Annotated in this window: 12 protein-coding genes; 4 read left to right on the forward strand and 8 right to left on the reverse strand. The window is 43.2% G+C overall.

Annotated elements, in window-relative coordinates; translation table 11 throughout:
• Nucleotides 1–79: 79 nt before the first annotated feature.
• Complete coding sequence (locus CJF29_RS17535) at nt 80–1,666, reverse strand: glycoside hydrolase family 10 protein (protein WP_176553103.1); 1,587 nt, start codon at nt 1,664–1,666, stop codon at nt 80–82.
• 16 nt (nt 1,667–1,682) lie between these two features.
• On the opposite strand from CJF29_RS17535, the gene uvrA reads away from it, so the two are divergent.
• Nucleotides 1,683–4,454 (forward strand): excinuclease ABC subunit UvrA, encoded by a 2,772-nt coding sequence (gene uvrA, locus CJF29_RS17540; RefSeq protein ID WP_099146066.1) that lies wholly within the window; start codon nt 1,683–1,685, stop codon nt 4,452–4,454.
• A gap of 118 nt (nt 4,455–4,572) precedes the next feature.
• On the opposite strand, the gene CJF29_RS17545 is transcribed toward uvrA, so the two are convergent.
• From CJF29_RS17545 to CJF29_RS17555, 3 genes are read right to left on the reverse strand one after another with little or no spacing between them, the layout of a single operon-like run.
• Nucleotides 4,573–5,058 carry an outer membrane beta-barrel protein gene (locus CJF29_RS17545; protein WP_008999784.1) on the reverse strand — a complete coding sequence of 162 codons (486 nt, stop codon included), beginning with the start codon at nt 5,056–5,058 and terminating at the stop codon, nt 4,573–4,575.
• A gap of 12 nt (nt 5,059–5,070) precedes the next feature.
• Nucleotides 5,071–5,292 carry a hypothetical protein gene (locus tag CJF29_RS17550; protein WP_099146065.1) on the reverse strand — a complete coding sequence of 74 codons (222 nt, stop codon included), beginning with the start codon at nt 5,290–5,292 and terminating at the stop codon, nt 5,071–5,073.
• Nucleotides 5,289–6,719 (reverse strand): carbon starvation protein A, encoded by a 1,431-nt coding sequence (locus tag CJF29_RS17555; RefSeq protein ID WP_074556859.1) that lies wholly within the window; start codon nt 6,717–6,719, stop codon nt 5,289–5,291. The genes CJF29_RS17550 and CJF29_RS17555 overlap by 4 nt, the downstream gene beginning before the upstream one ends.
• 108 nt (nt 6,720–6,827) lie before the next feature.
• Here CJF29_RS17555 and CJF29_RS17560 point away from each other — a divergent pair, with 108 nt between their 5' ends.
• Complete coding sequence (locus CJF29_RS17560) at nt 6,828–8,279, forward strand: glycoside hydrolase family 10 protein (RefSeq protein WP_099146064.1); 1,452 nt, start codon at nt 6,828–6,830, stop codon at nt 8,277–8,279.
• A 232-nt stretch (nt 8,280–8,511) separates the two neighbouring features.
• Here the strand turns inward: CJF29_RS17560 and CJF29_RS17565 are convergent, their stop codons facing one another.
• Nucleotides 8,512–9,711 (reverse strand): hypothetical protein, encoded by a 1,200-nt coding sequence (locus CJF29_RS17565; protein WP_074556861.1) that lies wholly within the window; start codon nt 9,709–9,711, stop codon nt 8,512–8,514.
• Between the two features lie 162 nt (nt 9,712–9,873).
• Here CJF29_RS17565 and CJF29_RS17570 point away from each other — a divergent pair, with 162 nt between their 5' ends.
• Nucleotides 9,874–11,052 carry an ATP-binding protein gene (locus tag CJF29_RS17570; RefSeq protein WP_099146063.1) on the forward strand — a complete coding sequence of 393 codons (1,179 nt, stop codon included), beginning with the start codon at nt 9,874–9,876 and terminating at the stop codon, nt 11,050–11,052.
• 32 nt (nt 11,053–11,084) lie between these two features.
• Nucleotides 11,085–14,633 (forward strand): pyruvate:ferredoxin (flavodoxin) oxidoreductase, encoded by a 3,549-nt coding sequence (gene nifJ / locus CJF29_RS17575; protein WP_099146062.1) that lies wholly within the window; start codon nt 11,085–11,087, stop codon nt 14,631–14,633.
• A gap of 165 nt (nt 14,634–14,798) precedes the next feature.
• On the opposite strand, the gene CJF29_RS17580 is transcribed toward nifJ, so the two are convergent.
• The 3 genes from CJF29_RS17580 to CJF29_RS17590 are packed head-to-tail and all read right to left on the reverse strand — an operon-like array spanning nt 14,799 to nt 17,761.
• Nucleotides 14,799–15,662 carry a glycine betaine ABC transporter substrate-binding protein gene (locus CJF29_RS17580; RefSeq protein WP_008651869.1) on the reverse strand — a complete coding sequence of 288 codons (864 nt, stop codon included), beginning with the start codon at nt 15,660–15,662 and terminating at the stop codon, nt 14,799–14,801.
• A gap of 48 nt (nt 15,663–15,710) precedes the next feature.
• Nucleotides 15,711–16,538: an ABC transporter permease gene (locus CJF29_RS17585; RefSeq protein ID WP_099146061.1), complete on the reverse strand. Its 828-nt coding sequence runs from the start codon at nt 16,536–16,538 to the stop codon at nt 15,711–15,713.
• Nucleotides 16,535–17,761 carry a quaternary amine ABC transporter ATP-binding protein gene (locus tag CJF29_RS17590; protein WP_008651874.1) on the reverse strand — a complete coding sequence of 409 codons (1,227 nt, stop codon included), beginning with the start codon at nt 17,759–17,761 and terminating at the stop codon, nt 16,535–16,537. The genes CJF29_RS17585 and CJF29_RS17590 overlap by 4 nt, the downstream gene beginning before the upstream one ends.
• Nucleotides 17,762–18,039 lie beyond the last annotated feature (278 nt).

Raw genomic sequence — 18,039 nt, forward strand, 5'->3', positions numbered from 1 at the left:
AACAGTAAACAAAAAAACGGTGAACAAACTGCACTATCATTTTGCAGAGTGTTCACCGTTTATCGTTTATGCTATGTCTTTATAGTTTCAACTTCTTACTCACAGACTTGGATTCATTATGCAAGCGATCTAAAGCTGTCACTACATAACGGCATTTTGTTTTTCCTGTTTCATAAGGAAGTTTATAGAATGGATTGCGCGTGATAGCTACAATATGAGAAGGATCGTCCAAATTCACCTTTTCTTTACTGTCAAAACGATAGACTACATATTGAACTGCCTTATCCATCTCTGTTTCAGCTTTCGGAGCTGTCCAAAAAAGGATATAGCCATCTTCTGTCCACACTTTTTTCATTTTACGTACCTTGCCCGGAGCTTTATCATCCATAAAATCAAAGACTGGAATCAAAGCAGGATATTTATGATATTCACTGATTAAAGCATCGCGATATCTACCCTGGTTCTCAACAACAGCTGCTGCATACCATTGACAGCTACCTCCGATTGTTTGGTAAGCACGTTGCAAAGCCATCTTGCGGGGAAGCTGATTGATAGAAGGATTCTGCGGATCGGCAAACTGAACTGTCTTTGGCACCGACTGACCAATGAACAGCGGCCGGTTTTCCGAATGAGTAGCCCACCATTTCACCAGTGTCTCATAGTCGGCAGCTTTGTGGCCAATCTCCCAGTAAATTTGCGGAATATTATAATCAATCCATCCTTCACGTGCCCAAAGGAGTACATCGGCATAAAGATCATCATAGTTCTGCAAACCATTAGTGTTACTTCCCAACGGATCGCTCTTCTGATTACGATAAATACCGAACGGACTGATACCAAACTTCACCCATGGCTTGATGCCACGAATCGTTTCGTGAAGCTTCTTTATCAACACATTCACATTACTACGACGCCAATCTACCTTATTGGTGAAACCTCCACCATAACGGGCGAAACTTGCATCATCCGGAAAATCCAATCCATTAACCGGATAAGGATAGAAATAATCATCCATGTGAATAGCATCTACATCATAACGAGACACAATATCGGTCACAATTTTACAGATATGCTCCCGGCTTTCAGGAAGTGCCGGATCGAAATATAACTGATCGCCATAAGTAACAAACCATTCCGGATGCTGGTGATAAATATGCTCCGGTGCCAACTTATTCTTTAATGAGGTCTTCACGCGATAAGGATTGATCCAGGCATGAAATTCCATATTCCGTTTCTGACATTCTTCAATCATAAACTGCATCGGATCCCACATAGGAGAAGGCGTCTGACCTTGCGTTCCTGTCAGAAAACGGCTCCACGGCTCATGCTGGGAAGCATATAATGCATCCGCTTCAGGGCGTACCTGAAAGATGATTGCGTTAATGCCGGCTTCCTGAAGAGAGTTCAACTGACTAACCAATATTTGTTTCAGTCTCTCTGTGGGAATGCCACGAAACTGACCGTTAACAGCTTGTATCCACGCTCCACGGAATTCACGTTTAGGATATTTATTGCCTGATGGCACCTGCGCCCTCACTCCTACCACCAGAAGAAGAGCTAAAAGTAAAAGATAGTTTTTCAGCTTCATAATATTCTTAAATCGTAATAATGTGACGCAAAGATAATACAAACTCCCGATAAATTCGCTAACTTTGCCGACTACCATAAAAAAGGAGTATTTTATGTCAGAAAACAACTATATTTCGATCAAAGGCGCACGCGTCAACAACCTAAAAAACATCGATGTAGATATTCCCCGCAACAAGCTTGTTGTCATCACCGGATTATCGGGTTCGGGAAAATCATCTCTTGCTTTTGATACGCTCTACGCAGAAGGACAACGCCGCTACGTGGAAAGTCTAAGCAGTTATGCGCGCCAGTTTCTGGGACGAATGAGCAAACCGGAATGCGACTTTATCAAAGGGATTCCTCCCGCCATTGCTATCGAACAGAAAGTGAACAGCCGCAATCCCCGTTCTACCGTGGGCACCTCGACTGAAATTTACGAATATCTACGCCTGTTATATTCACGGGTAGGGAAAACGTATAGCCCCATCAGCGGACAAGAGGTGAAGAAACACTCTACAGAAGACATTGTCAACTGCATGCTCTCATACCCGGAAGGTACAAGATATACGGTACTGACACCTATCCGCCTGCGTGAAGACCGCACCTTGCAACAACAACTGGAAATAGACCTGAAACAAGGGTTCAACCGTATCGAAGTGAACGGCGAAATGAAGCGTATTGATGAATATACGCCTGTGGCAGGTGATGAAGTATATCTACTGGTGGACCGTATGGCGGTTGCCAATAGCAAGGACGCCATCAGCCGACTGACCGATTCTGCCGAAACAGCTATGTATGAAGGTGACGGAACCTGTATGCTGCGTTTTTATCTATCAGACGGAACCACAAAGTTACATACTTTCAGCACTAAATTCGAAGCAGACGGTATCATCTTTGAAGAGCCGAATGACCAGATGTTTTCATTCAACTCTCCTATCGGTGCTTGCCCTGTATGTGAAGGATTCGGTAAAGTGATCGGTATTGATGAGCATTTAGTTGTTCCGGATCGTTCCTTATCCGTATATGAAGGTGCTATCGTATGCTGGCGAGGCGAAAAGATGGGTGAATGGAAAGAAAAACTGATTCACAATGCGGATAAATTCGACTTCCCGATTTTCACTCCCTATTATGAGTTGACAGATGCGCAACGCCGTTTGCTTTGGGAAGGCAATCAATATTTCCATGGCATCAATGATTTCTTCAAGATGCTGGAAGAGAATCAATATAAGATACAATATCGGGTAATGCTGGCACGTTACCGCGGAAAGACACTTTGCCCGAAATGCCACGGCACTCGCCTGAAACCGGAAGCCGGATATGTCCGAGTGGGTGGAAAAAACATTTCCGAACTGGTAGATTTGCCCATCACAGAGCTGAAGCAATTCTTCGATCATTTGGAACTGGACGAGCACGACAGCAACGTATCCCGACGTATCCTGGTTGAAATAAATAGCCGGATTCGTTTTCTAATTGATGTAGGCTTGGGCTATCTGACTTTGAACCGACTTAGTAATTCTTTATCGGGTGGAGAAAGTCAGCGTATCAATCTGGCAACTTCACTGGGAAGTAGCCTTGTTGGTAGCCTTTATATTCTCGACGAGCCAAGTATCGGACTGCATAGTCGTGATACGGACCGTCTGCTCCATGTGTTGCGTCAACTGCAACAATTAGGCAATACGGTAGTAGTGGTGGAGCACGACGAAGAGATCATCCGTGCTGCAGATTACATTATTGATATAGGTCCTAATGCAGGACGTCTGGGGGGAGAGGTTGTTTACCAAGGCGATATGAAGGATTTGAAGAAAGGAAGTAACAGCTACACGGTACGTTATCTTTTGGGAGAAGATGAAATTCCCGTTCCGGAGCATCGTCGGCCGTGGAATAATTATATAGAATTGAAAGGCGCACGTGAGAATAACCTGAAAGGAGTAAACGTACGCATCCCACTTAATGTGATGACAGTCGTTACCGGTGTTTCCGGTTCCGGAAAGAGTACATTAGTGAGAGACATTTTCTTCCGGGCATTGAAACGTGAATTGGATGAATGCAGTGACCGTCCGGGAGAGTTCTCCTCAATCGGAGGAAGTTTGCGCGACCTGCGGAATGTAGAATTTGTAGACCAGAACCCTATTGGTAAATCATCACGTTCTAATCCGGTGACTTACATCAAAGCCTACGACGAAATTCGTAAACTGTGGTCTGAACAACCGCTAGCTAAACAAATGGGGTATACTCCCGGATTCTTCAGTTTCAACAGTGAAGGCGGACGCTGCGAAGAATGTAAGGGGGAAGGAACCATCACCGTAGAAATGCAATTTATGGCAGACTTAGTGTTGGAGTGTGAATCTTGTCACGGAAAACGGTTCAAGTCTGATACACTGGAAGTGAAATTCAACGATAAAAGCATCTACGATGTGTTGGAGATGACCGTCAATCAGGCGGTTGAGTTCTTTAACGAACATGGACAAAAGAAAATTGTGAAGAAGTTACTTCCTTTGCAGAACGTAGGACTGGGATATATTAAATTAGGACAGTCGTCTTCCACTCTTTCCGGTGGTGAAAACCAACGTGTCAAACTGGCATTCTATTTGAGCCAGGAGAAAGCCGACCCGACGATGTTTATCTTTGACGAGCCGACTACCGGACTTCATTTCCATGATATTCGCAAACTTCTGGATGCTTTCGACGCACTGATTCGCCGGGGACACAGTATCGTTATCATTGAACATAATATGGATGTCATCAAATGTGCCGATTATGTAATCGATCTCGGACCGGAAGGTGGAGATAAGGGTGGAAACATTGTAGCAGTGGGCACTCCGGAAGAAGTTGCCGCTTGCGGAGCAAGTTATACAGGACAGTTCCTGAAAGAAAAACTGGGATAAGCAGTCACTATTGCTCTGTTGTCCAAGTTATAGAAAAATAACTCATATAGACAAAAATAAGCCCTTGCAGGAATTGAACTTCTGCAAGGGCTTCATATATGGAGAAAATCAATTTCTTTTATAAATAGAAACCGAATCCTATCTTGACACCGAAACGTGACATATCGCCATCATTGAAACGCCATTTATAATAAACAGCAGGTTCAATCGTTACCGTGCGCGAAAGGAAGAAAGCATATCCGCCTTCAATACCCAGTCCCCAGTCAGTCTGATGCTTGCCACCACTCCAACGGAAACGATTCCAGTCGAGTCCTCCACCTAAATAGATACCGGTTTTATTGAAATAGAAACGTACTCCCGTACCTAATGTATACTCGTCTATCGGTTTCGACCAATCGGCTCCGGCATTTACCATCAAGGCAATACCCTCGGCAAAGAATGTACCGACTTGTGCACCAACACCAAATTTTGCTTTATCATTTTTACTATACGAAAAATCCAATCCCGATAATGAAGGATTAATAATCGTAGTTCCTTTCTCAAATTGCGCCTGTGCAGTGAAAGAGACTGCCAATAAGCAAAGAGCCAAAGCTAATTTCTTCATAAACTTACTTTTTTAAGTGAATAGATTGTTCGTCTTTTTGCGGCGTTCACGCATTTGCTCCTTTTTCCGAAGCACTAGCCAAAGAAGAAAGACGATGACATAAGAACCTGCCACCGTCAGGATTTTCTCTGTCTGGCTGACTTCCGTATTACGTGGCAACAGATAAGCCGCTGTTACCGAAACATAAATAAGGAATGCAATTGCCACTCCTGTCGATTTTCTTATTTTCTTCATTCTGATAATTTTCTTGTTTTTTGCTTGCTCATCCAGATATAGAACCAAATCACTGCAACGACCACACACGTTATACCAATGCCATAGGAAACTGCGTGTGAAAGTCCCAATCCTTCAGGAGCAATACATATATAAGTAGAACATACACATGTCATAAACAGTGCCGGTATCAAGGTAATGATATAAGGTTTCTTAGATACCACCAGAAAAATCGTTATAGCCCACAGGGTAAACACAGCCAGTGTCTGGTTTGCCCAAGCAAAATAACGCCATATCATATTAAATCCGTTTGCGTCACGCAAGCTATACAAAAGCAAACCGATAGCAAGAACGAACATCGGAACGCAGATATATAAACGACGGCGCATACTTTTTTGTTCCATACCCAGGAAGTCTGCCACAATCAAACGTGCCGAACGGAAAGCGGTATCCCCCGAAGTAATCGGAGCTGCAATCACACCCAAAATAGCAAGTACCCCTCCGACAGTTCCCAGCCACTCTTTCGTTATAGAATCTACGATGACAGAAGCATTACTTTCTTCCATTCCATTCTCATGGAAAAAGTAAGTAGCGGCAGCCGCCCAAATCAAAGCAACAATACCTTCTGTAATCATCGCTCCATAAAATACCGGACGACCATGACGTTCCGAAGTCATGCAACGAGCCATCAAAGGACTTTGTGTAGCATGGAAACCGGAGATGGCACCACATGCAATGCTCACAAACATAATCGGGAAAATAGGAAGCTCACTCGCTTCGGGATTTGTATTTTGCAAACCATCCCAAAGTTCAGGCAAAGCCGGATGGTTAACGTAAAGCATTACCAAGATACCGACTGCCATAAACAACAAGGCAACCGCAAATATTGGATAGATTTTACCGATGATTTTATCTACGGGAAGCAAGGTTGCCAAAATATAATAAACGAATACAACCACAATCCAGAAGGTTGTATCCAGACTCTCCGGTGTCAGTTTAGCCAATAGCCCGGCAGGACCTGCTACGAAAACGGAACCTACCAAAATCATCAAAATGACAGTGAATCCTCTCATCACTTGCTTGGTAGTCAACCCTAAATAACGGCCTATTATTTCCGGCAGGCTTTCACCTCCATTACGCAAAGAAAGCATTCCGGCGAAATAATCATGCACCGCACCGGCAAAAATACTTCCCAATACGATCCACAAGTATGAAGAACTACCGAATTTTGCTCCCATGATTGCTCCAAAAATAGGGCCTAATCCAGCAATATTAAGAAATTGAATCATGAAAATCTTCCAGGTGGGCAATGGAATATAGTCCACTCCATCAGCCTTGGTAAGAGCCGGTGTTTTACGGTCATCGGGACCAAAGACGCGTTCCATCAGGCGTCCGTACGTAAAATAGCCTACTATCAGTGCCAGCAGGCATAGAGTAAATGTAATCATAGCGTGTCTTTTTTTAACTTGGCAAATGTAACATAATCTCACGAAACAGCCCAACAATACCGACACTTTTACTAACTTTGCAGGGATTTAAAACAAAAAATAAAGAATATGCGCCTAACTATTTTCATTCTTTCACTTTTGTTTCCTTTCCTCGCAATTGCCGCACAACCCAAACACGAAGTTCGTGCCGCATGGGTCACAGCTGTGTACGGACTGGATTGGCCTCGTACACGTGCAACAACTCCCCAAACAATTCGCAAACAGAAAGAAGAGTTAATAGATATTCTTGATAAGTTGAAGGCTGCCAACTTCAACACTGTCCTATTTCAAACCCGTACACGTGGAGATGTATTATATCCTTCAGCAATCGAACCATTCAATTCAATCTTAACAGGAAAGACAGGAGGAAACCCCGGCTATGATCCACTGGCTTTCGCCGTTGAGGAATGTCATAAACGGGGAATGGAATGTCATGCCTGGATGGTAACTATTCCGCTGGGGAATAAGAAACATGTTGCTTCGCTCGGAAGTCAGTCCGTCACCAAGCGGATGAAAGATATCTGCGTCCCTTACAAAAGTGAATATTTCCTCAACCCAGGGCATCCGGCTACGAAAGAGTATTTGATGAAACTGGTACGGGAAGTCGTAAGCGGTTATGATGTGGACGGAGTACATTTTGACTATCTGCGTTATCCGGAGAATGCTCCCCTTTTCCCCGATAAATATGATTTCCGCCGATATAATAAAGGACGTACGCTGGACCAGTGGCGCCGGGATAATATCTCCGAGATTGTACGTTATATATATAAAGGTGTAAAAGCGATGAAGCCTTGGGTAAAGGTAAGTACCTGTCCGGTAGGAAAATACCGGGATACATCACGTTATCCTTCCCGTGGATGGAATGCTTTCTTTACCGTTTATCAGGACCCACAAGGCTGGATGGGAGAAGGGATTATGGACCAGATTTATCCGATGATGTATTTCCAGGGAAACAATTTCTATCCTTTTGCTCTCGACTGGCAGGAACAAAGTAACGGACGGCAGGTGGTTCCGGGACTTGGCATTTATTTTCTTCATCCTGATGAGGGTAAATGGACACGTGACGAAATTGATCGTCAGATGAATTTCATCCGCAGTCAGAAAATGGCAGGTGAAGGACATTACCGGGTGAAATATCTTATGGAAAATACACAAGGTATCTACGATGAATTGGCTGAGAATTTCTATGCATATCCAGCTTTACAGCCTCCTATGCCTTGGCTGGACAATGTTCTGCCTACGGCTCCGTCCGAACTAAAGGTTACTGATATCAACAATGGATATACGGAATTAAAGTGGCAGGCTGCTACCGACAATGATTCGCGTAATAATCCGATGTATGTCATTTATGCATCAAATGAATTTCCAGTAGATACTAATCGCCCGGAGAACATTGTTGCACAAGGCGTTCGGGAGACAAGTTATATCTATGCTCCTATCCTACCCTGGAATGCTAAGAAACATTTCGCAGTTACGGCTATTGACCGTTGCGGAAACGAAAGTGCGGCGGTACAGAAGTAAAATAAACATGCCTATACTGGTATGAACTTCCCAGCAAAATAATCTAGTTCTACTTCATTCCAGTTTTCCGGAATGGAATGATTAACAATAACAAGTAAGGCGAACGATAGTCACATGGCATGTGATTACTTGTTTCATGCAATGAAACTTTTTGTTTCTCGGTGTGGAACCAATGGTTTCACTGCATGAAACTATCAGTTTCACACCGAGAAACCATAACTTCGATATAATATCACAAAAACACGCTTTTTGAGATAAACACCCACGCCCGATAACTACTCTTTTTATGAGCCGGCACCAATGACAAATAGCCTGATTTTATTCTTCTTTGTTCTATTTCCAAAGGATAAGCCTCCTCCATTTCTTTGTGTGCTCTCCAGGCTGTTCCTTCCGTAGGGTAATAGCTTATTTGAAAAGCTCCTGTTGAAGTAGGATAGATATAATGGTCATAAATATGACGCGCTACTACTCCCATATTCATCCTCAAGTTGATTTCCACGCAAGGATGAATCCGATAAACAGGAGATTCTGGAAAGCGACAGATCATCATATCCACTCCCAAATAACCATTATAAATGGTTCCGAAACGGAGGGATAATTCTTGTTCAAGGCGGTCGCGCAATTTATAAATTTCTTCGACAGGGATATATTCCGAAAGATTCCGTTCGATGGCTGCATCTGAAATCAGCAGATTACCTTCGTACGCCCCACTTCCACCCGTACGGAATTGAGAGTATCCGGCAAAGTCAAATCTACCGTTACCCGAAGAACGAAATTCCATAGCGAAATCTTCCATCTTATTATATAAAGGTTCACCAATAACACCTCCTTGCTGGTTGCCAATGCGTGAGCACCAACCGGAAATGGAAGGAGTATATACACCTTTGCACCAATTCAACCCTTTTCCACTACCGGATAAAGGAGCTTTCAGTAAACAAGTATCATGTGATTCTACAAATGACTTCCATTCTTCGGGAATCGTCAGGTAAAAAGACTCTCCACAAAAACAAGCTCCCAGTTGTAACTGTGGTAATAGTTCCACAGCGCAGGAACGATGGGAACAAGAACGCAGTTTATCCAATTGCTCAATAGAAGGAAGTTCGCTTTCTTCCACTCCCAAATCCAACAGTCGTTTTCTTACTGCTATATCCCAGCCCCAAGGATGAATATCCAAATTCCGCTCGGAAGCAAGTTCAGGTTCTGTCATCAAATCAACCGAAAGTCCTAATAATTCCTGTATCTTCTTCACATAATCGAGATTATAAGCGGAAGGAGCCAATACAACACTTCCCTCTTCCGCATACCACATCGGCAACAAAGCCAATTCGGATGCCATTTGCCGGGCGGAAGCCGGTGCCATATAGTTTGTTTCACCGCTGGCTAACGCCAAATCATGTTCCGGATTGAATATATAAAGAGCCTTTTTTGTCATTTTAAACGAATTCAAAACTTTATTCTGCAAATATATACAGGAAATAATCAGGAATAGCTACAATAAACAGAAAGTTGGAATTAAAAGCACAATTTTGCCATCTCTACTTTGCAAATCCTAAAAAAAGTAGTATATTTGCCACCCGAAAAACAAAGAACTGAAATGGAATCATTCTATCGCACACACGCCTACCTCGTTGAGCACACCAATGCCCCCGTTCGCCGCGATCTTATGGACGAGATCGACTGGAGCGACCGCCTGATTGGTATCAAAGGGACACGTGGCGTAGGAAAAACCACTTTCCTTCTCCAATACGCCAAAGAAAAATTCGGGAACGACCGCTCCTGCCTGTTCATCAACATGAACAACTTCTACTTCTCTGGCCACAGCATTGTAGATTTTGCTAACGAATTCCAGAAACGTGGTGGAAAAGTATTGTTGATCGACCAAGTGTTCAAACACCCGGAATGGAGCAGAGAGTTGCGCATGTGTTACGACCGTTTTCCTAATTTGAAGATTGTCTTTACCGGCTCATCCGTAATGCGACTGAAAGAGGAAAATCTTGAACTGCGTGATATTGCAAAGAGCTATAACCTGCGCGGATTCTCTTTCCGTGAATTCCTGAACTTGCAGACAGGCATGAAATTCAGGGCATACAGCCTCGAAGAAATTCTTAGCACTCACGAACAGATTGCCAAAGGAGTACTCTCCAAAGTTCGTCCGCTGGATTACTTCCAGGATTACCTGCATCATGGATTCTATCCATTCTTCCTCGAGAAGCGTAACTTTTCGGAGAATCTGCTGAAAACAATGAACATGATGGTAGAAGTAGATATCCTGCTCATCAAACAAATTGAACTGAAATATCTTTCAAAGATAAAAAAATTGCTATATTTGCTCGCTGTCGACGGACCGAAGGCTCCGAATGTGAGCCAACTGGCAAGCGACATACAGACATCTCGCGCTACGGTGATGAACTATATCAAGTATCTGGCAGATGCGCGACTCATTAATCTGGTTTATCCGGAAGGAGAAGAATTTCCTAAAAAACCTTCCAAGATAATGATGCACAACTCCAACCTGATGTATTCCATCTATCCCGTGAAAGTGGAGGAGCAGGATGTACTCGACACATTCTTTGCAAATTCTTTATGGAAAGACCATAAGGTACATAAAGGAGATAAAAACGTCTCTTTTATGGTGGACGAAGTAATGCCGTTCAAAATTTGCCAGGAAGGCGCAAAGATCAAGAACAATCCGAATGTGACGTACGCGTTGCATAAGGCTGAAATAGGTCGGGGCAACCAGATACCTCTCTGGATGTTCGGCTTTTTATATTAAAAGATTTATTTACTTAAATATTTAATTTAGTTATGACTAAACAGAAGAAATTCATCACTTGTGATGGTAACCAGGCTGCAGCACATATCTCGTATATGTTCTCTGAAGTAGCGGCTATCTACCCCATCACTCCTTCTTCGACTATGGCTGAGTACGTAGACGAATGGGCTGCCGCAGGACGTAAGAACATCTTCGGCGAAACAGTATTGGTACAGGAAATGCAATCTGAAGGTGGTGCTGCCGGTGCAGTTCACGGTTCTCTTCAGGCTGGTGCGTTGACTACTACTTACACTGCTTCTCAGGGTCTTCTCCTGATGATCCCTAACATGTACAAAATTGCCGGTGAGTTCTTGCCTTGCGTATTCCATGTATCTGCTCGTACATTGGCTTCTCACGCATTGTGTATCTTCGGTGACCACCAAGACGTAATGTCAGCTCGTCAGACTGGCTTTGCGATGTTGGCTGAAGGCTCTGTACAGGAAGTTATGGATTTGGCTGGTGTTGCTCACTTGGCTACCATCAAATCCCGCGTTCCGTTTATGAACTTCTTCGATGGTTTCCGTACATCTCACGAAATCCAAAAGATTGAAATGTTGGAAAATGATGATCTTGCTCCGCTGATCGACCAGGAAGCTTTGGCAGAATTCCGTGCCCGCGCACTGAATCCGATGAAACCGGTAGCTCGTGGTATGGCTGAAAATCCTGACCATTTCTTCCAACATCGTGAATCATGCAACAACTACTATGAAGCAGTTCCTGCTATCGTAGAAGAATACATGAATGAAATTTCTAAGATTACAGGTCGTAAATACGGTTTGTTCGATTACTATGGTGCAGAAGATGCAGAACGCGTAATTATCGCTATGGGTTCTGTAACAGAAGCTGCCCGCGAAGCTATCGACCACTTGATAGCAAACGGCGAAAAAGTGGGTATGGTTGCCGTACACTTGTATCGTCCGTTCTCTGCTAAGCACTTCCTGGCCGCTGTACCTAAGACTGCCAAAACTATCGCAGTTCTTGACCGTACTAAAGAACCGGGTGCTAACGGTGAGCCTCTTTATCTTGACGTTAAAGACTGCTTCTACGGTGCAGAAAATGCTCCGGTTATCGTTGGCGGTCGCTACGGTTTGGGTTCAAAAGATACTACTCCTGCTCAAATCCTTTCAGTATTCGAAAACTTGGCTATGCCAATGCCAAAGAACCACTTCACTATCGGTATCGTAGACGACGTTACTTTCACTTCTCTTCCTCAAAAAGAAGAAATCGCTTTAGGCGGCGAAGGTATGTTCGAAGCTAAATTCTACGGTTTGGGTGCTGACGGTACAGTAGGTGCTAACAAGAACTCTGTGAAGATTATCGGTGACAACACCGACAAACACTGCCAGGCTTACTTCTCTTACGACTCTAAGAAATCTGGTGGTTTCACTTGTTCTCACCTGCGTTTCGGTGACACTCCGATCCGTTCCACTTATTTGGTTAATACTCCAAACTTCGTAGCTTGCCACGTTCAGGCTTACCTGCACATGTACGATGTAACTCGTGGTTTGCGTAAGAACGGTTCTTTCTTGCTGAACACAATCTGGGAAGGTGAAGAACTGGCTAAGAACCTGCCTAACAAGGTTAAGAAATATTTCGCACAGAACAACATTTCTGTATACTATATCAACGCAACACAGATTGCACTGGAAATTGGTTTGGGTAACCGTACCAATACTATCCTTCAATCTGCCTTCTTCCGTATCACAGGCGTTATTCCTGTAGAACAAGCTGTTGAGCAGATGAAGAAATTCATCGTTAAGTCTTACGGTAAGAAGGGTGAAGACGTTGTCAACAAGAACTATGCTGCCGTTGACCGTGGTGGTGAATACAAGATTTTGGCTGTTGATCCTGCTTGGGCTAACCTGCCGGATGACGCTAAAGCTGAAAACAATGATCCTGCATTCATCAACGAAGTAGTTCGTCCGATCAATGCACAAGACGGTGACTTGTTGCCAGTATCTGCATTCAAGGGTATCGAAGACGGTACTTGGTATCAAGGTACTTCTAAATACGAAAAACGTGGTGTAGCCGCATTCGTTCCCGAATGGAATCCTGAAAACTGTATCCAATGTAACAAGTGTGCATACGTTTGTCCTCACGCTTCTATCCGTCCGTTCGTACTCGATGCTGAAGAGCAGAAGGGTGCCAAGTTCGAACAACTGAAAGCGGTAGGTAAAGTATTCGATGGTATGACATTCCGTATTCAGGTTGACGTTCTCGACTGTCTGGGTTGTGGTAACTGTGCTGACATCTGTCCGGGTAATCCGAAGAAAGGTGGCAAAGCATTGACAATGAAACACCTCGAAAGCCAATTGGCTGAAGCTGACAACTGGACTTACTGTGCTGAAAACGTGAAGACTAAACAACATCTTGTTGATATCAAGTCTAACGTGAAGAACTCACAGTTCGCTACTCCGTTGTTCGAGTTCTCTGGTGCTTGCTCTGGTTGTGGTGAAACCCCGTACGTGAAATTGATTTCTCAATTGTTCGGTGACCGTGAAATGGTTGCTAACGCTACCGGATGTTCTTCTATCTACTCTGGTTCAGTTCCTTCTACTCCGTATACTACAAACGAAAACGGACACGGTCCTGCTTGGGCTAACTCACTGTTCGAAGACTTCTGTGAATTCGGTCTGGGTATGGAATTGGCTAACGAAAAGATGCGTGCCCGTATCGTGAAAGTGATGAACGAAGCTATTGCTGCTGACTGTACTCCTGCTGAAGTGAAAGAACTATTCGCTGAATGGATCAACAATATGCTGGATGCAGACAAGACTAAGGAATTGGCTGCTAAGATCATTCCTATTGTTGAAGCTAACAAAGATAAATGCAACCACTGCAAACAAATCGCTGAACTGCAACAATATCTTGTTAAACGCAGCCAGTGGATCATTGGTGGTGACGGTGCTTCTTATGATATCGGCTACGGTGGTCTTGACCATGTAATCGCTTCCGGTAAGGACGTTAACATCCTCGTTCTGGATACTGAAGTTTACTCTAACACAGGTGGTCAGTCTTCTAAGGCTACTCCGGTAGGTGCTATCGCTAAGTTCGCTGCTGCTGGTAAGCGCGTACGTAAGAAAGACCTCGGTCTGATGGCTACTACTTATGGTTATGTATATGTTGCACAGATCGCTATGGGTGCTGACCAAGCTCAAACTCTGAAAGCTATCCGTGAAGCTGAAGCATATCCTGGACCATCTTTGATTATCGCTTACGCTCCGTGTATCAACCACGGTCTGAAAGCAGGTATGGGTAAGAGTCAGGAAGAAGAAGAAAAGGCCGTTAAGTGCGGTTACTGGCACTTGTGGCGTTACAACCCTGCTTTGGAAGAAGAAGGCAAGAACCCATTCCAGTTGGATAGCAAAGAACCGAACTGGGAAGAATTCCAAGGTTTCTTGAAGGGTGAAGTTCGTTACGCTTCTGTAATGAAACAATATCCTACTGAAGCTGAAGAACTGTTCAAGGCTGCTGAAGAAAACGCAAAATGGCGTTATAACAGTTACAAACGTTTGGCTAGAGAAAACTGGGGTGCTGAATAATTAATCACACTCAGATAAATATAAAAAGGGAGTCATGCATTGAGCAGACTCCCTTTTTTATGTCTAAGCCAATTTCATATCTAGGCCGGTTTTGAATCAATTTTAGACCGTTTTTACTCTTATTCAACTACAGATTCGCATTATTTAATCAGTCTATTCATCTATTTATTCCTTTGATTTCGGTATCCAGCTATCAACCAGTTCCCGGTGTTCATCCCTCCATTTACGGGCTATTTCTTCTTCATCCATCCGGGCATCCTTCATAGCTGTCATAAAAGAGCTAAGTTCTTCTGTCGTTAATTTGATATTACCGAAAAATTCAGCGGCAAACGGGTCTTTTTCACTGAAACCTTTCCAGGCAATGGCATGTATTTCTTCCAAATCTCCATATACTTTCTTCGGATCATCCAGGAATTTCAAGTCAAACTGATCGAACATCCAATGTGGTGTCCAACCTGTAATGACAATCCATTCTCCCTTATCCATCGCTTTTTTCAAAGATGCCAACATGGTTGAACTACTTGAAGTCATAAGAGCATATCCGTCAAGTCCATAAGCAGCAATGGCCTTATCCGTAGTCTTCATAATTCCTGCCCCGGCATCAATTCCCACTATTTCAGAAGAGAAACGGTCTTTATAATCTGCCAGTTCACTAATAGATTGAATCGTGACATATTCAGGTACGACCAGCCCGATGCGAGCTTCTTCATATACCTCACCCAAGAATTCGATGCTATCACCATATTGGTCCATATAATCTTTCATCGTTATCGGTAGCCAGGCATCCAGAAAGACGTCTGACTTTTTCCGAGACATGGATACAAAAACAGGGGCAAGATCCGCATTTTGCAGTTCAACCTCATATCCATGTTCCTCCAATACCACCTTAGCCAAATGACTCATGGCAATGCCTTCCAGCCAATTGGCATAGGCTATTTTTACTTTTTTCTTATTTGGGTCGGAATTCGTGCAAGAAGCTAGCAAAAGCAGAGCGGACAGTACTATTCCTACTAATTTATATATTCTCATTTTTCTTCCTTTCTGTTTTTAGTCCTTTTGGGTTTAGTTCTTTCCATTTTAATCCTGTTTATTTTTTCTTCCTGCTATTCCTTGTGTGATACGGTCCAGAATGATAGCCAAAATAACAACTGCTATACCACCTTCAAACCCAAGTCCGATTTTCATTTGGGTAATACCTTTCAATACGATTTCTCCCAAACCACCGGCAGCAATCATTGCAGCGATTACGACCATAGAAAGTGACATCATTATTGTCTGGTTTACACCAGTCAGGATGGTGGGCAGCGCCAAAGGAAGCTGTACTTCATATAACAGCTGCCAACGGGTAGCTCCGAACGAACGGGAAGCTTCCACTACATTTTTAGGAACCTGCCGGATTCCCAACCCGGTAAGACGGACCACAGGAGGCATGGCAAATATGATTGTCGCAAAAACTCCGGGCACTGTTCCCAATCCGAAGAACAAAACAGCAGGAATCAGATAGACAAAGGCAGGCATTGTCTGCATCAAATCGAGAATAGGGCGAAGTATTTTATCCGCACGCGGACTGTTGGCTGTCCATATTCCTAAAGGTACTCCAAAAATCAGAGCCAGGCAGGTAGATGATAAAACGAGAGCCAGAGTTTGCATGGTTGCCTCCCAAAACCCCATTCCATAAATCAATAATAATCCTAATACGGTAAAAATGGAAATACCCCGTCCTGCCTTTACCCATGCAATTGCGGCAAGTACCAAAATCGTCAGATAAAATGGAATTCCGAAAAGAATGTGTTGGAAACCTGTAATGAAACTACCGATGCCTGTATTCACGGCATCAAAGAATGTGGAAAAATGTACCATCATCCAATTGATGGCAATTTCTATATATTGTCCTATATTTATCATAAGTCTATTGCGTTTTGAATTATTTCATTTATTTCTTCTTTATCTTTCCCTGTCACTTCTATGATTAAGGATGAAAGTGGGATTGTTCCCAAAAACTCGTGTGTTTCATCTATCACCCATACCGGTGAATTGCTCTTTGTCATTAGAGGAAGTATATCCTCGAGCACTGTATCACACAACACTGAATGTACTTCTTTACGCACAACCGCTTCAATGGATTTTTCCTGTTTGCTACGCAGCTTAAGCAAATCGTTCAAATGTACTTCTCCGACCAGTTTATCGTCGGCATCTATTACTGGTAATACAGTTATATTCTTCGCACGCATCTTACGAATCAAAACTTCGGGACCTTCTTTCTTCAGACGGGCTACCAACGGTTTGTCAATCATTAAAGAAGAGGCGGTAATAATTTTGCTCCTGTCCACGTTTTCAACAAAACGGGCTACATAATCGTTAGCCGGTTCAGTCAGGATTTCCTCCGAAGTACCTACCTGCACCACTTCTCCGTCTTTCATAATTGCAATACGGTCACCTAGTTTAATCGCTTCACTCAAGTCGTGGGTAATAAAGACAATCGTCTTTTTCATCTTTGATTGCAAGGCCAGTAGTTCATCCTGCATCTGCACGCGAATCAGAGGATCGAGCGCAGAGAAAGCCTCATCCATTAAAAGTACTTCGGGATTATTGGCCAGGGCACGTGCCAGTCCGACACGCTGTTGCATACCACCGGAAAGTTCACCTACCATCTGATTCTCATATCCTTTCAGCCCGACTAGCTTCATACTTTCCATGGCTTTCTTTTCACGCTCTTCTTTCTTCACTCCCTGAAGTTCAAGGCCGAACGCAATATTACTCAATACAGAACGGTGAGGCAACAAACCGAAATTCTGGAAAACCATCGCCAGCTCTTTCCGGCGAACCTGCAACAATTCTTTTTCGGATATTTTAGATATATCTACTCCATTTACAAGCACTTGTCCGGCTGTAGGACGTATCAGACGATTGATACAACGCAGTAATGTCGATTTTCCACTTCCCGAGAGCCCCATTATCACAAAAAACTCTCCTTCATTTATTGAAAGATTGGCGTCTTTCACTCCTACCGTACAACCGGTATCTTTCAGTATTTCCGCCTTACTCTTATCTTTTTTCAGCATCTTGAGTGCTTTCTGCTTCTCGTGACCAAAGATAAGGTACAAATCCTTTATTTCTATTTTACTCATATAATATATTGGTTTAAATTATAATATTTGTTTTGTTCTCAACTGCTGCGTCCATTATTCTCACTTACGATAAACAAGTTGAATATCCGCATGGTTCAATCCTGTCACATGGCAACATGACAATCCGATGAGTTTCTTAATGATAAAAAAACAGACTGAGTAGTTTAAAAGGAATAGAATTTGATAAGATTATCCTCTCAATGAACAGTAAAAAACAGTATTTTCATAAATAAATAACAGTCTGTTCTTGCATATTGTTGGCACAAAGGTAAGGAAAA

Source organism: Bacteroides celer (genome assembly GCF_002632415.2).
In the GTDB taxonomy this organism is placed as follows: Bacteria; Bacteroidota; Bacteroidia; order Bacteroidales; family Bacteroidaceae; genus Bacteroides.